Genomic DNA, 14734 nt, shown 5'->3' with positions numbered 1-14734 from the left:
TCCCCCCTCGCCTCGCCCGGCTTGCCCGCGCTCCGAGCGAGCCTCCGGATCTGCTGGAACAGGCCGTCGAAGTCGCGCACCAGGCGCTCGGCGATGTCGGCCAGGCCCTCGAGCCGCGCGAGATGGGCCAGCCGCGTCTCGAGCGCCTTGCGCGCCGAGAGGTCGCGCACGAAAAGGGCCAACTGCCGGCCGCTGCGGGCGGGGAGGAGGGCCGATGCGGCCTCGAGCGGGATCTCCGCGCCGCTCACGCGCCGGCCGGTGAACTGGATCTCGTCGCCCACCTGCCCGCCGAGCTGGCGCTTCTCGAGCCACGCCGCCACCCTCTCCCGGTCCGGCGGGGCCACCAGCGCCAGCAGATCCCGGCCCGCGATCTCCTCGTCGGGGGGCAGAGCCAGCAAGCGCCGGAACGAGGGGTTCGCGAAGACCATCCGCGTACCGCTGAGGAGGACCACGCCGTCCGGACTCGCCTCGATGAGGGCCTGGGCCCGGATCTCCGAGCGGGCGAGCGCCTTCTGCGCGTCGGCGAGCCGCTCCCGCTGCCTGGCCAGGAGAGCGGCGAGGACCACCACCGCGAACACGAGCAGCGCCGCGGCGGCCAGGCCGCTGCGCCAGGCGCTCGAGTAGTAGAGGGCCCGCCCGATGCCGGCCAGCGACAACGCGAGCAGCAGGAAGGAGGCTGCCGCGAGAACGTTCCGTCTCACGCGGCCATCATACCGGGGCCCGCGGACTGGGCGGCGGTCCAGAAACGTGGAAGGCCGCGCGCCACGATCCCGGATCCAGATGTTCGGAATCGCTTGGCCCACCCCTCCCGGGCTGGTACACGGGACCCGAGCGGGTCGACGAGCACCACCCGCGGTGAACCCGGCCGGGAGCGGGGCGCGACCCGGCCGGTGGCGGACAGGCGGACCTGCCCCGAGTGGGCTCCGCCCTCTCTGCCGGACCGACTCTCTCCTCCGCGCGGCCCCGGACCGCCGCCCCGGCTCGAGGGCGGCGGTCCGAGCGGCCGCGGTCACCCCGCATCCGCCGGCGGCCCCCAGAGCACGCTCGCGCCGAGCACCTGATGGTCGAGCCGGGCGGCGCCGTCCATCTCCCGCACGAAGTCCGGACGCTCCACGCTGACGCGGAGCGAGGTTTCCCGCACCCCCAGGCCGGCGAGGCGGCTGGCCCACTCTCGCCAGAACGGGGCGCGCCGCGCCGCCGCCGGCTCGCAGACGAGCACCCGCCCCCCGGCGCGGACGCAGCGGTCGAGGCGCGCCAGGAGCGACCGGCGCCCCGCCTCGTCCAGCTCCGCTGCCAGCCATCCCACCGCCACGAGGACGCCGGGTCCGGCCCGCGGCATCCCGGCGGGGAGGGTCGTCCGGCGCACCCGGCCCTCCAACCGGAACGCGGCGTAGGTGCGGCGCGCCTCCTCCGCCGCCCACGGCGAGCGATCCAGACCGAGAACCCGCACCGCGCCGAGCGCACGGGCCGCGGACGCCCCGGTCGCGCCGGTGCCGCAGCCGACGTCGATCACCCGAGCGGGAGATCCCAGGCGCTTCGGTCCGATCGCCAGCAGGACGTGGTGAACGGTCACGTAATGCAGCGCGGACCAGTAGGTGGCGAGCGCGGCGCGCTTCCCCCGTCCCGCCAGGGCGCGGGCCGCCAGGTCGGGGCCGCTCCCGCCTCCGCGGTAGAGTTCGGACAGCGCCTGCACCCCGCGCCGGATCTCGGTGAAGGTGAGGAGCTCGCGCCAGCGCGCGACCGCTTCCGCGAGCCACGCGTCGAACAGGTCGCGTTCCTCCCCGGTGAGGTAAGCGGCGACCAACGAGACCCTCCGGCCGGCAAGCGCCGCGGCACGCCGGCACGGACGATAATGGCACGTCCGGATCGGGAAGCGCGCGGTTCGGGGCTTCCCCGTTGGCGGAGGAGCGCGGCGGGCGCGATGACCGGGAGGCGCTCAACGGAACGGCGCGGCCCTCCGCTTCCCCCGGTGCCGTGCCGCCCGTTCTTTCTGGGCGGCTGGCTGGCGCGACGCCGGGCGCTGTTCGTGCACGGCCCGGAATACTCCCAGGCGTTGCCGTCGAGCGACGTCGACCGCCACAGGGGGGAGCGGATCCTCGCCTTCCTCGATTCCCGCGGCCTGTTGCCCTCCCGCGTCGTTCGACCGCCGCCGGCGAGCGTCCGCGACCTGGAGGAGGTTCACGATCCGACCTACGTCGCGGCCCTCGAAAGCCCCGAGACCGCGCGCGACGCGTTCGGGTTCGAGTTGGACCCCCCTCAGCTCGACAGGATCGTCGCGATGCAGCGCGCGATGGCGGGGGGAACCGTTCTGGCCGCCCGCGCCGCCCTCGGCCGGCGGCCGCTGGCGGTCAACCTCGGCGGCGGACTTCACCACGCGCGCCGCGCCCGCGCCGGCGGATTCTGTCTCGTGAACGACATCGGTGTCGCGGTGGCGGCGCTTCGCCGCGAAGGGTTCGACGGCCGGGTGCTGGTCGTCGATCTCGACATGCACGACGGTGACGGCACCCGCCTCCTGTTTGCCGGGGACGCCACCGTCCACACCTTCTCGATCCACGCCGACCACTGGGCTCCGACCGCGGCGGTCGAGTCGACCAGCGTCTCCCTGGGGCACGACGTCGGCGACGCCGAGCTGCTGGGCGCCCTCCGGCGCGAGCTTCCGGCGATCCTGCTCCGGTTCCGGCCGCGCCTGGTCTTCTACGTCGCCGGCGTCGACGGGGCGGCGTCCGATCCCCGCGGCACGTGGCGTCTCACGCCGGAGGGGCTCCTGGCTCGCGACTTGGCCGTCTACCAGGCCGTTCGGAGAGCCGCGGGCCGGCCGGGTCTCGTCGTCCTCCTCGGAGGCGGTTACGGCCCGGACGCGTGGCGGCCCACCGCACGGTGGCTGGGCAGGATCCTGTCCGGCGGGAGGCGCGACGAGCCCCCGCCCACCGAGGAGCTCGTGCTCGGGCGGTACCGCGCGGCGGCGCAGCGGCTCGACGAGGAGCTGCTCGCGGCCCCGCGGGGAGGGGAGGGGCTCCTTCTGACGGCGGAGGACATCGCCCCCGCCCTCGGGCTGCGCACGGGAGCCGACCGCTTCCTCGGTTTCTACTCCCCGCACGGGGTCGAGGTGGCGCTCGAGCGGCTCGGGCTGCTCGAGCGCATCCGTCAGCTCGGCTTCGCTCACCCCGTGCTCGAGTTCGATCTCTCGGGGGAGGCAGGACAAGTGGTCCGGCTCTACGGCGATCCGGACCGGCGGGAGCTCCTCGGGGAGCTCAGGGCGCGCTCGAGGGACGACGCCGTGCCGGGGTTCCGCCTCCTCGCGGTCGAGTGGCTGCTCCTGCAGAATCCACGCGCGGTCTTTCCGCCGGATCGGCCGCCGCTCCCGGGCCAGCAGCACCCCGGGCTCGGCCTTCTCCGCGACGTGGTCGCCCTCCTGGTTCTCGCGTGTGAGAGGCTCGGACTCGACGGGCTGCTGTTCGTGCCGGCACACTACCACATGGCCGCCCAGTCGAGCCGCCTCCTCCGCTTCCTCGACCCCGAGCGCCAGGGGCGCTTCGAGGCGATGAGGCAGCGGCTCGCCGGCATGCCGCTCGCGGTCGCGAACCGCCTGCTCGAGGAGGGACGAGTCGTCGACGCGGCCACCGGCAGGCCCGTGCGCTGGGAGCCGGCCCCGATGGTCCTTGCCGTCTCCCCGGCGCTGAAGGAGCGGATCGGCGGCGAGGAGTACGAGCGGAAACGGGCCGCGGCCCGGGAAGCGGCGAGATTCGTGATCCGCCCGAACGCGGCGGAGGATTGAGAGCGCCGGAATGGAGCGGTTCGTCAGCAGGCTCTGCCGTGACCCGAGGCTGGCAGGCCATGTCGTCTACCGCGGCCTCTCCCCGGCGCGGCCGCCCCGGTGGGATCCCGGCGGCCCGCTGCCCGCCGGCGCGGAACCGGCCCTCCGCGGCGCCGGGGTGGAGCGCCTGTACAGCCACCAGCGGGAAGCGCTCGATCTCGCCGCGGGCGGCCGCAACGTGCTGCTGGCGACGCCGACGGCCTCCGGGAAGACCCTGGCCTACCTGCTCGCCTACCTCGCGGCCCGGGAGAAGGATCCGGAGGCCCGGGCCCTGTTCATCTATCCGCTCAAGGCGCTGGCCCGGGACCAGCTCGAAGCCGTGCGTGCCTTCCTGGTCCCTCTCGGGCTGGAGCCGGATCGTGCGGCCGCGGTCTACGACGGTGACACCCCCGACCGCGAGCGGCGCCGGATCCGGCGGCGTCCACCCGCCGTTCTGATCACGAACCCCGACATGGTTCACCTGGGCCTCGCTCCTTACCACGAGAGCTGGTCGGGCTGGCTGGCGAGACTCCGGCTGATCGCGATCGACGAGGCGCACGTCTACCGCGGGGTCTTCGGGGCGCACGTGCATCACGTTCTCCGCCGCCTCATGCGCCTCGTCCGGCACGAGGGGGGGAGCGTGCGGCTGATCGCCGGATCGGCGACGATCGGTGCTCCCGAGGAGTTCATCCGGACCCTCACCGGAGAGCCGTTCGAGGTGATCCGCGACTCGGGAGCCCCCCGGCCGGCCCGTCACGTCCTGTTTCTCTCGCCGACGATGGCGAGCCCCTACACGGTCGCCACGCGCGTCGTGGCCCGCGCTGTGGAAGCGGGGCACAAGACAATCGCCTTCACCAAGGCGCGGCGCATCACCGAGCTGATGCACCGCTGGCTGGCCGAGAGCGAGCCGGAACTCGCGCGGCGAGTGTCGCCGTACCGGGCCGGGTACCTCCCGGAAGAGCGGCGCGAGATCGAGCGGAGGCTCTTCTCCGGGGAACTCGACGGCGTCATCAGCACGTCCGCGCTCGAGGCGGGGATCGACGTGGGCGGTCTCGACGTCTGCGTGCTCGTCGGCTATCCGGGTTCGCTGGCCACGGCCTGGCAGCGGATCGGCCGGGCCGGGCGCTCGGACCGCGAATCTCTCGCCGTCCTCGTGGCGATGCCGGATGCCCTCGACCAGTACGTCGTCTCCCACCCGGAGCACTTCTTCTCCGGCGAGTTCGAGCGCGTCGTTCTCGATCCGGGAAACGAATCGATCGCGGCGGCGCACCTCGAGGCCGCAGCCGCCGAGCGCTCCCTCGATCTCGACGACGCGCGATTTCTCCAGGGAGAGGCCGGCCCGGAGCGGCTCCGGCGCCTCGAGAGGGAGGGACGCGTCCTGAGGCAGCACGATGCCGAGCGCTGGTTCGTGCTGCGGCGGCGACCCCAGAGGAGCATCTCGCTCCGGAGTGCCGGGATCGCCTACGAGCTGGTGCGCGCGTCCGACGGGCGCCGGCTCGGCACTCTCGACGAGGCGCGGGTCTGGTTCGAAGGGCATCCGGGCGCCATCTACCTGCACGGCGGTCAGTCCTACCGGGTTCTCGCGCTGGAACGCGAGGAGCGGCGGGTTCTGCTCGAACCGGCGCAGGTCGACTACTTCACACAGGTCTACGCGCGGAAGGAAACCGAGATCCTCTCCCGGGAGGAGGCGAGGTCGGTCGGCCCCGCGACGCTGGCGCGCGGACGCCTGCGCGTGACGACGTTCGTCGAAGGCTACTCGAAGCGCCGCATCTTCGGGCAAGAGGAGATCTCGCGCCATCCTCTCGAGGCGCCGCCGCTCGTGCTGGAGACGCATGGATTCTGGTTCGAACTCCCACGGGAAACCGTCGTCCACCTGGTGCAGGCGGAGCACCATCCCGCCGGCGCGCTGCACGCGGCGGAACACGCGCTGATCGGCCTCTTCCCGCTCGAGGCCATCTGCGATCGCTGGGATCTCGGCGGCATTTCCTACGCCCAGCACCCTCAGCTCGGCGGTCCCGCGGTCTTCGTCTATGACGGGTGGCCGGGAGGCATCGGCCTGGCGGCAACCGGATACGACCGCGCGGAGCGGCTCGTTGCCCGGACGCGGGAGCTCGTTTCCGGCTGCCCGTGCGAGGACGGCTGCCCCTCCTGCGTCCATTCGCCCAAGTGCGGGTCCGGCAACCAGCCGCTCGACAAGGAGGGGGCGGTTCGGGTGCTGGATCTGCTCCTCGGGGCCGAGCGGCTCCGTCCCGGCGGCCGCGCGGCGGAGGCGGCCGCGGAGGCGGCGCTCGCCTCCCATCGCTCCGCCCGGCATCCCGGCGTTCGGGGCGGCGGCCCGCTGCCGCCCGGTTTCTTCGATGCCCGGAGCGACACACCGGCGCCGGCGGGGCTCGAAGAGGCCGGCTGGCCGCCCGATCTGCCGCCTCCCTCCGAGCTGCTCCGCCCCGGCGAGGGCCGCTGGATCTTCTTCGACGTCGAAACGCTGCGCGGGGCGGAGGAGGTCGGCGGCTGGGGGAACATCGCGGGGATGGGGCTGGCCCTGGCCGTCTGCCTGGACGCAGGGACGGGAAGGTTCCGCTCCTACCGCGAATCGGATGCCGACGCTCTCGTGGACGAGCTGCTGGGGGCCGACCGCGTCGTCGGCTTCAACATCGAGCGGTTCGACCTCGCCGTGCTGGCCCCCTACGCCAGGGCCGACCTGAGCCGGGTCGCGACGCTCGATCTCCTCCGGGCGATCCACGCGCGGCTCGGCTTCCGGCTCTCCCTCGCGCACCTCGCCGCCGCCACCCTCGGCATCGAGAAAACGGCGAACGGGCTCCAGTCGCTCGAGTGGGTCAAGCAGGGCCGGTTCGATCTCATCGAGCGCTACTGCCGGCGCGACGTCCTCCTGACCGCCGCCCTGTGGGCGTACGGGCGCCGGCACGGATACGTCCTGTTCCGCAGCCGGCGCGGTGAGGTGGGCCGGATTCCGGTAGACTGGTGACCTTTTTGGCCCGGGGCCGCCCCGGGGGGGAGCGCCATGGCAGAAAAGCGGCGTCTCAAGGTCCCTCACACCCTCGTCCTGCTCTTCGGCATGATCGTGCTGGCCTGGCTGGCGAGCCTGGTGCTCCCCGCGGGCGCTTACGAGCGGCACGACCACGACGGCCACCAGGTCGTCGTCCCCGGCACCTATCACCGGATCGAGCGGGAAGCGCCCTTCGGCGTCGGGGATCTGCTGACCCCGTTGACGGTCGTTCCCCGAGGCTTCGCCTCGGTTCAGGACATCATCTTCTTCGTCTTCATCATCGGCGGGGCGTTCGCCGTCCTCCGCGCCACCGGCGCGGTCGATGCCTCGATCGGGCTCCTGCTCCGCAGGTTCGGCGACCGGCGCGGCTGGTTGATCGCCATCGGCGTGACGGCCTTCGCCGCCGGTTCGTCCGGCTTCGGGATGGCGGAGGAGTACCTCCCGTTCGTCCCGATTCTGCTGCTTCTCGCCCGTGGCATGGGGATGGACGCCGTCACCGGCGTCGGCATCATGTGCGTCGGCTACGGGGTCGGCTACGGGACGGCGGTGCTCAACCCCTTCACCGTCATGATCGCCCAGAACATCGCCGGGTTGCCGCCCGCTTCCGGGATGTGGTTCCGCCTGCTGCTCACGCCGGTGATGCTGGCGATCGGTATCCACCACGTCTGGTCCTATGCCACCAAGGTCGCGCGCGAGCCGTCCCGCTCGCTGGTCTCGGATCTCGGCCCGCCGCCCGTCGCGCTGCCGTCCGACCCGCCCGCCCTGGGGCGCCGGCACGTGGCCGTGCTCGCCGTGACCTTCGCGGCGCTGGGCCTGCTGGTGTGGGGTCTGGCGAGCCGTGGCTGGTACCTGGTCGAGATGGGGGCCCTGTTCCTGGGGCTGACGATCGTGCTCGGGGCGGTCGGCGGCCTGGGGGCCGACCGCATCGCCGTCGAGTTCTGCCGGGGAGCGACCGATCTGACCACCACGGCGTTGCTCATCGGCTTCGCGAACAGCATCAAGCTCGTCCTCGCCGATGCCCAGGTGATCGACACGATCGTCCACGGAATCGCTCAGCCGCTCCGCCACCTCGGCCCCTCGCTGGCGGCGGCCGGGATGTTCCTGGTGCAGAGCGTGTGCAACTTCTTCATTCCGTCGGGCAGCGGGCAGGCCTATGTCACGATGCCACTGATGGCGCCGCTGTCCGACGTGCTCGGCATCACGCGCCAGGTCGCCGTGCTGGCCTACCAGTTCGGGGACGGGTTCACCAACATCGTCGTCCCGACCAACGCCGTCCTGATGGGTATCCTGGCGATGGCCGGCATCCCCTTCGACCGGTGGCTGCGCTTCGTCACGCCGCTGATGCTCAAGGTCTGGGTGGTGGGATCGCTCGCGCTCGTCGTGGCCGTTCAGCTCGGGTACGCCTGAGCGGCGGGCTGGCCGCCTGCGGCCGTTGCGTGCATCATCGCCGCCGATGAGACGAGCGGGAGCATCGATCGGACGCCAGGCGGCCCTGCTGGGCGCGCTCCTGGCGGGCTGCGCGCCGGCGCCCGGCCCGGAGGGACCGCCGCCGGGGCTGAGGTTCCTCTCGCCGGAGGAGATCGCAGCCGCCCGGGCGGAGCGGAACGAGTGGTTCAAGACCTCTCCCGAGTCCCCTCTCCCCGAGGAGGTGAAGCGCCGGTTCCAAGGACTCGACTACTATCCCTTCAATCCGTCGCTGCGTTTCTTCGCCCACCTGGAGCGGTACGACGATCCGAAGCCGCACCCGATGACCACGACCAACGGGGAGCGGCGGCCCGCCGTGGCCGTCGGCAAGCTGGTCTGGACCCAGGACGGCGTGCGGCGCGAGCTGGAGGTCTACCAGCTGCGCGACGTCGGACCCCGGGAGTGGGGCGGCTTGTTCCTTCCGTTCCAGGACGAGACCAGCGGTGTGGAGACCTACGGAGCCGGACGCTACATCGATCTGGCCGGCGGAATCGACGACTGGTATGTTCTCGACTTCAACCTGGCCTACTATCCTTCCTGCGCTTACGGCAAGCCGGGCTACCAGTGCCCCCGGACCCCACCGGCGAACCGGCTCGATTTCCCGGTTCGCGCGGGGGAGAGGGGATGGGTTGACGCGCACGGCGCGGGCGGCCCGGCGGCCTCGCACGGACAGGCGGGCCGGCCGACCGAGGTGACGAAATGATTCCGGATCGCATCTTTCTCGTCGGTTTCTTCGGTTCGGGGACCGACGAGGTCGGGCGGGCGCTCGCGGACAAGATCGACCGCCCTCTGTTCAGCACCGACGCTGTCATCGAGGCGAGCGCACGGATGCCGCTGGCCGAGCTGTACCGCAAGGAGGGCGAAAGCAGCGTCCGCCAGCGGGAGCGGAGGGCGCTGGTCGCCGTGGCGACGGGCCCCCCGGGCGTGATCGTCACGGGGCCGGGCACGTTCACCGATAGGGGCAACCGGCGCACCATCCAGCAGTCGGGTGTCTCCGTGTTCATCGACGCGTCGCTCGAGGAGTGCCTCGCGCGCGCCATCGAGCGGGGCCAGCTCCGCCCGGACGACGAGAGCAACGAGCGCTTCACCACCCTGTACGAGCAGCGCCGCCCGATCTACGAGGAGGCCGACCTGATCGTCGAACCGCTCGGCCGCCCTCCGGAGGAGATCGCCGACGAGATCGTGCAGCGTCTCGAGGACCGCGTCTGGGCGGAGAAGCTCGGCTGAGGAGCTGGCGGTGGCGGCGGGGGCCGGTCGGGTGAGGCGGCCTCTACCGGTGGCGGGCCGGTTGACGGCGGCCGCTTGCCTGCTGGCGGGGACTCTGCTCCTGGCCCACCGCCTGGTCGCCACCTTCGTCCCCGCGCTGCGGCCGGCGTACCCGCTGCCCCTGTTCGACCGGCTTCTTCCGTGGAGCGGTTTCTGGTTCTTCGCCGGGCAGGTGGGCTCCGGCCTCCTGCTGCTGGCCGCGGGCTGGGCGATCGTGGCCCGCTCGCGCCTCGCCCCTTGGCTCTTCACGATCCCCGGGTGGGGCGCGCTGGTGACGGTGGCGCTGGGAGCTCGCCCGGGACCGCGCCTTCGGATGCACATGCGCACCGCGGTCACCATGGCCCGCCGGATCGGAGTTCTCGGAGAGGACGGGACGTTCGGGGATCTGGTGCCGCGGGGCGTCGTCACCGGCCTCGCCCTTTTCGCGGCGGTCTGGCTCGCGCTCCTGCTGATCGGGACGGTGCACCTCTGGCGCCGCCGGGATCTCTATCGGGACGGATCGGCCGGTTCGGGCTGAACGAAGAGCTGGGTCACGTAGAGCGAGCCGTCCTCCCCCGCGGCGACACCCACGCCCGTTCGGGTGAAGCGGCGATCGAGAAGGTTCCGGCGGTGGCCGGGGCTTCGGAGCCAGCCGGCCAGCACCCGCGCCGGAGCATCGTCCGAGTCGCCGACCGCCGCCAGGTTCTCGGCCAGCCGGCGGAACCTCACCCCGACCCGGCGGACGCGCTCCGCGAGCGCCGGACCTCCCGGGAGGCGGTGGGTCACCCGGCCGGCGGCCGCCATCGCCTCCGCGTGCCGCCGTGCGGCCTCCCCCAGCGCGGCATCGGGCTGCAGCGGTTCCAGGCCGCGGGCGGAGCGGACGGTGTTCGCTTCCCGGGCCACGGCGCGCTCGAGCGCGCGCAGCTCCCCGGCGCTCCGTGGGGCCTCGGTGAGGAGCGCCACGAACACGAGCCACCCGTCCGCGGTTCGCGCCACCCCCGCCCCGACGCGGCCCGGGCGCCGGCCCGAACGGACCGTTTGCCAGAACGGAGAGGTATCCGGCCGGCGCGCGAGCACGGCGCCCACCGGGTCGCGCTCGTGGCGCTGCAGGTGCACGAACTCGAGCGCACGGCGGAACCGCACCGGCCCGGCGCGGGCCAGCCACGACGAGACCGGCTCTCTCCCGCCGAGCCGGCGGCCGGGCGCCCTCGCGGCGATCTCCCCGGCGCGCCGAGCGGCGAGGCGATCGAGCTCCGCCGACCGGATCAGCGGGGGCCCGCCGCCGGCGGCGCGTTCGGCGGCGAGCCGTTGGGCGAGGCGGCCGGCGAGCGCTTCGAGCGGGTTTGCGGCGCCGGAAGGCACGAGGAGGGCCAGCCAACCGATCCCCACCGCCGCGATGCATCGGACGCTGGCCACCGTTCGCCCCCGTGCCGCCGCGCGGCGTCGTAGTATCATGCAGCGTTTCCCGGGCGCCGCGCAGAAAGTGGCGCGCCGAAGGTCTCCTTCGGGAGGAGCCGATGTACGGAGCGGTGAAGACCGAGCTGCAGCAGGAGCTTCAGCAGATCAAGGACTCGGGGCTGTTCAAGAGCGAGCGGATCATCGCCAGCCCTCAGGGCGCGGAGATCACCCTGGCCGACGGGCGGAAGGTGCTCAACTTCTGCGCGAACAATTACCTCGGGCTTTCGGGGGCGCCCTGGTTGATCGAGGCCGCCCACAAGACTCTCGATGCGCGCGGCTACGGGATGTCCTCGGTGCGCTTCATCTGCGGGACTCTCGACATCCACCGGGAGTTGGAGCGGAAGCTCGCCGCCTTCCTCCAGAAGGACGACGCGATCCTGTACGCGGCCTGCTTCGACGCGAACGGCGGGGTCTTCGAGCCGATTCTCGGCGAGCAGGATGCGATCGTCACCGACCAGTTGAATCATGCCTCGATCATCGACGGCATCCGCCTGTGCAAGGCGAAGCGCTTCATCTACAAGCATGCCGACATGAACGATCTCGAGGCGAAGCTGAAAGAGGCTTCGGGCGCGCGGCGCCGGATGATCGCCACCGACGGCGTGTTTTCGATGGACGGCGATATCGCCCCGCTGCGCGAGATCTGCGAGCTCGCCGACCGCTACGAGGCGCTGGTGATGGTCGACGACAGCCACGCCACCGGATTCGTGGGAGCGACGGGCCGAGGGTCGGCGGAGCACTGCGGCGTGATGGATCGCGTGGAGATCGTCACCGGAACCCTCGGCAAGGCGCTCGGAGGCGCCTCTGGAGGGTTCATCGCCGCGCACCAGGAGATCGTCGACATCCTGCGCCAGCGGTCGCGGCCGTACCTGTTCTCGAACACGCTCGCGCCCGTCGTGGCGGGGGCCTCCATCGCCGTGCTCGACCGCCTGAGCGAAACCACCGAGCTGCGGGACCGGCTGGAACGCAACACGAAGCACTTCCGGCGCCGCATGACGGAGGCCGGGTTCGACATCAAACCGGGCGAGCACCCGATCGTCCCGATCATGCTGTACGACGCGGTTCTCGCGCAGAAGATGTCGGCCGCGCTGCTCGACTGCGGCATCTACGTGATCGGTTTCTTCTACCCGGTGGTGCCGAAGGGGCAGGCGCGGATCCGGGTGCAGGTCTCCGCGGCGCACACGATCGAACAGCTCGACCGGGCGGTGGAAGCGTTCACGGAGGTGGGGCGGGAGCTTTCCGTCATCTCGTGACACGAAGGCGCTCGAGCAGGCGGGCCATCTCCTCCCGGTGGGCGCGTTCGATCTCGGCCAGCCGGCGCTCGGTCGCGGCGGACCACCGGGACAGGTAGAGCTGGAGCGCGACGTAGAGCGCGGCGACACCGGCCAGGTAGAGGAGGTAGGCCGCGGTGGCGTCGAGCGCGCGCTGCGCGACGGCCACCACGGCCCCGGCGAGCGAGACGGCCATCAAGGGGCGCACCAGCCGCCAGCCGAGGCGCCGGGTCCAGCGGCGCTCGGCCCGCAGCCAGAAGCGTGCCCGGTCGGCCTTCGCCAGGGCTCTGAGCACCTCGGCCGCCTCGCCGGCATCCGGCAGCAGGCGGGGGATTTCGTCCGCGACCTCTTCGAACGGGCGCGGCGCGCCGAGCTCCCTCTCCACCAGCTCCGCGAGGCGTCGCCGCCGGTCGGCGCCGGGGTTCATCGACGTCAGCGTCCGCCGCCGTTCCTTCGTTCCCGGTCGCCCCCCAGGACCTTCACGAAGCAGTAGGCCGACAGCGAGCCGACGAGGAGCCAGCTCAGGATCATGAAAACCGCCGCCGAGATGTTCATGCGCGATCCTCCCCGGCCGACCGGCGGAGCCAGATCGCCCAGACCATCACGCCGAACCCGAACAGGAAGCCGAGCATGACGATCCGGGTCATCCAGATGGCCGTTTCCCGGTAGCGACCCTCGATCGCCAGCGACAGGGCCACGGAGCGGGAGGGGGACCCCTCCTCCGGCTCGAAACGGAGTCCGCGGGCGGCGAGCCACTCCTGCAGGTCGCGTCGGCCGAACTCCGCCAGCAGTTCGGGATCACCGCCGACGCTGTCCACCGCCGGGGGTGCCGCCGGGTTGAGCGTGACGTTCGCCCATGCGCGGAGATCGCGTCCGGCCTTGGTCACCGCCCGCGCGAAGCGTTCCTCGATCTTCTTCAGACGCGCCTCTTCCAGGGATCCACGTTCCGGAAGGTGCTCGGTCACGCGGCCGCCGATCGATCCGGCGTCGATCACGCCCCAATAGAGCTTCGGCGAGGCGATCAGCGAGCCGTTCATCGTCGCCGGGAAGAACCAACCGGCGAAGATCGCGACGAGAGCCGCCGGCGTCACCCACCTGATGATGAACCGGAACACCACCGGGATGCGGATCTGGGCGCCCCGGTTCATCTCTTGCCAGCCGCGGTCGATCCCGAACACCCAGGCGAACAGCACCACTTCGAAGATGGCGAAGACGACGAGCCCGATGGTGCCCGACCAGAAGTCCATCTCGTCGAGGGATCCATAGCGGTAGAAGAAGACGACGGGGACGGAACCCAGCAGCCACAGCAGGCCGAGCACGGCGGCGGACGCGGCGCGGCTCAGGCGCGCTTCGTCCTGGAGAAACGACATCACCGGCTGGGCGACCGCGACCGAGGAGGTGAAGGCGGCGAAGAACAGGAGCAGGAACCACATGGAGCCGAACACCTCGACGCCCCCGATGCCTCGAAGGATCTCCGGCATCGAGACCATGCCGATCGCGTATCCCCCCGACTTCGCGATCGCCTCGACCTGTCCGGCGCCGTAATAGACGGCGGCCGCCGGGATCGCGATCATGCTGCCGAAGATCACCTCGACGAACTCGTTCAGCGAAGCGGTCGTCAGGCCGGTCAGCGCGATGTCGTCGTCCTCTTTCAGATAGGAACCGTAGCACTCGAGCGAGCCGAAGCCGATCGAGAGCGTGAAGAAGATCTGGCCCGCGGCGGCCATCCAGACGTTGAAGTCCAGCAGCCGGTCCAGGTGTGGTGTCCAGAGGAAGTTGAGCCCGTCGGCCACGGTGCCCTTGATCTGTCCGAGAGTGAGCACGCGGACCCCGAGGACGAGGCAGAACACCATGAGCAGGGGAATGGCGATCTTCGCGAGCAGCTCGATGCCTCCCTGGATTCCGCGGTAGAGGATCCAGACGTTGAGCGCCAGGGTGATCAGCATGAAGAGGAGCGCGACACCCACCCCCGAAAAGTAGTTGGACGTGGTCGCGTTGCCGAGGAACTCGTTGTAGAAAGTCCTGAGATCGACGCTGGGATCGCTGTAGGCGCCGCGGAAGGAAAACCACGAGTATCCGAGGCACCACGCCTCGATGTAAGCGTAGTAGAGCACGAACACCATCGGAAGCGCGACGCCGATCACGCCGAGGTACTTCGCCCAGGGGCGCCCGCCCGCCAGCCTGTCGAAGATCCCGGGAGTCGTGCCGTGCCCCCAGCGTCCGCCCATGCGGCCGACCGTCCAGGCGACCCACATCATCGGCAGGCCGAAGAGCAGAAGGGACACGATGTAAGGGATCATGAAGGCGCCACCGCCGTTCTGCGCGGCCTGGCTCGGGAAGCGCAGCAGGTTCCCGATGCCGATCGCGTTTCCCGCGGCGGCCAGAATCAGGCCGATCCTCGTTCCCCAGCGCTCGCGCGTCGGACCCGACGAGTTCGCCATCAGACCCTCCTGCCCACCCATCCCCTTCGTTCCGAGGGGACACGACGCGGGGCCCGCGAGG

11 protein-coding genes are annotated in these 14734 nt (G+C 71.7%); 7 read left to right on the top strand and 4 right to left on the bottom strand.

Annotated features, from left to right (window positions below; all coding sequences use genetic code 11):
• Nucleotides 1-701: PAS domain S-box protein (locus tag D6718_02855; GenBank protein ID RMG47894.1), on the bottom strand; the 701-nt coding region annotated here is incomplete at its 3' end.
• Nucleotides 702-1060: 359 nt separating this feature from the next.
• Here D6718_02855 and D6718_02850 point away from each other — a divergent pair.
• Genes D6718_02850 through D6718_02825 form a run of 6 tightly spaced genes read left to right on the top strand, consistent with a single transcriptional unit; the run spans nucleotide 1061 to nucleotide 10044 of the window.
• Nucleotides 1061-3775: a histone deacetylase gene (locus D6718_02850; GenBank protein ID RMG47893.1), complete on the top strand. Its 2715-nt coding sequence runs from the start codon at nucleotides 1061-1063 to the stop codon at nucleotides 3773-3775.
• A gap of 10 nt (nucleotides 3776-3785) precedes the next feature.
• Nucleotides 3786-6776, top strand: a complete 2991-nt coding sequence (locus tag D6718_02845; protein ID RMG47892.1) for a DEAD/DEAH box helicase — start codon at nucleotides 3786-3788, stop codon at nucleotides 6774-6776.
• 36 nt (nucleotides 6777-6812) lie between these two features.
• Nucleotides 6813-8204, top strand: coding sequence for a YfcC family protein (locus D6718_02840; GenBank protein RMG47891.1), 1392 nt, complete (start codon nucleotides 6813-6815; stop codon nucleotides 8202-8204).
• Nucleotides 8205-8250: 46 nt separating this feature from the next.
• Nucleotides 8251-8964 (top strand): DUF1684 domain-containing protein, encoded by a 714-nt coding sequence (locus tag D6718_02835; GenBank protein RMG47890.1) that lies wholly within the window; start codon nucleotides 8251-8253, stop codon nucleotides 8962-8964.
• On the top strand, nucleotides 8961-9488 hold the full coding sequence (locus tag D6718_02830) for a hypothetical protein (GenBank protein RMG47889.1): 528 nt from the start codon (nucleotides 8961-8963) through the stop codon (nucleotides 9486-9488). The genes D6718_02835 and D6718_02830 overlap by 4 nt, the downstream gene beginning before the upstream one ends.
• Before the next feature lie 49 nt (nucleotides 9489-9537).
• Entirely contained in the window at nucleotides 9538-10044 is a 507-nt protein-coding gene (locus D6718_02825) for a hypothetical protein (GenBank protein ID RMG47888.1), read from the top strand.
• On the opposite strand, the gene D6718_02820 is transcribed toward D6718_02825, so the two are convergent.
• The gene (locus tag D6718_02820; GenBank protein RMG47887.1) at nucleotides 10014-10961 is read right to left on the bottom strand and encodes a CAP domain-containing protein; all 948 of its coding nucleotides are present in this window, start codon (nucleotides 10959-10961) and stop codon (nucleotides 10014-10016) included. The two genes, D6718_02825 and D6718_02820, sit on opposite strands and share 31 nt — an antisense overlap.
• A gap of 62 nt (nucleotides 10962-11023) precedes the next feature.
• On the opposite strand from D6718_02820, the gene kbl reads away from it, so the two are divergent.
• The gene (gene kbl, locus D6718_02815) at nucleotides 11024-12214 is read left to right on the top strand and encodes a glycine C-acetyltransferase (protein ID RMG47886.1); all 1191 of its coding nucleotides are present in this window, start codon (nucleotides 11024-11026) and stop codon (nucleotides 12212-12214) included.
• Here the strand turns inward: kbl and D6718_02810 are convergent.
• On the bottom strand, nucleotides 12204-12659 hold the full coding sequence (locus tag D6718_02810) for a hypothetical protein (GenBank protein RMG47885.1): 456 nt from the start codon (nucleotides 12657-12659) through the stop codon (nucleotides 12204-12206). The genes kbl and D6718_02810 overlap by 11 nt on opposite strands.
• 124 nt (nucleotides 12660-12783) lie before the next feature.
• Complete coding sequence (locus D6718_02805) at nucleotides 12784-14694, bottom strand: sodium:calcium symporter (protein ID RMG47884.1); 1911 nt, start codon at nucleotides 14692-14694, stop codon at nucleotides 12784-12786.
• Between the last annotated feature and the right edge of the window lie 40 nt (nucleotides 14695-14734).

Source organism: Acidobacteriota bacterium (genome assembly GCA_003696075.1).
Lineage (GTDB): Bacteria > Acidobacteriota > Polarisedimenticolia > J045 > J045 > J045.
Note: the sequence above shows the minus strand (reverse complement) of the source record. Positions and strands in the feature narration are given on the sequence as shown.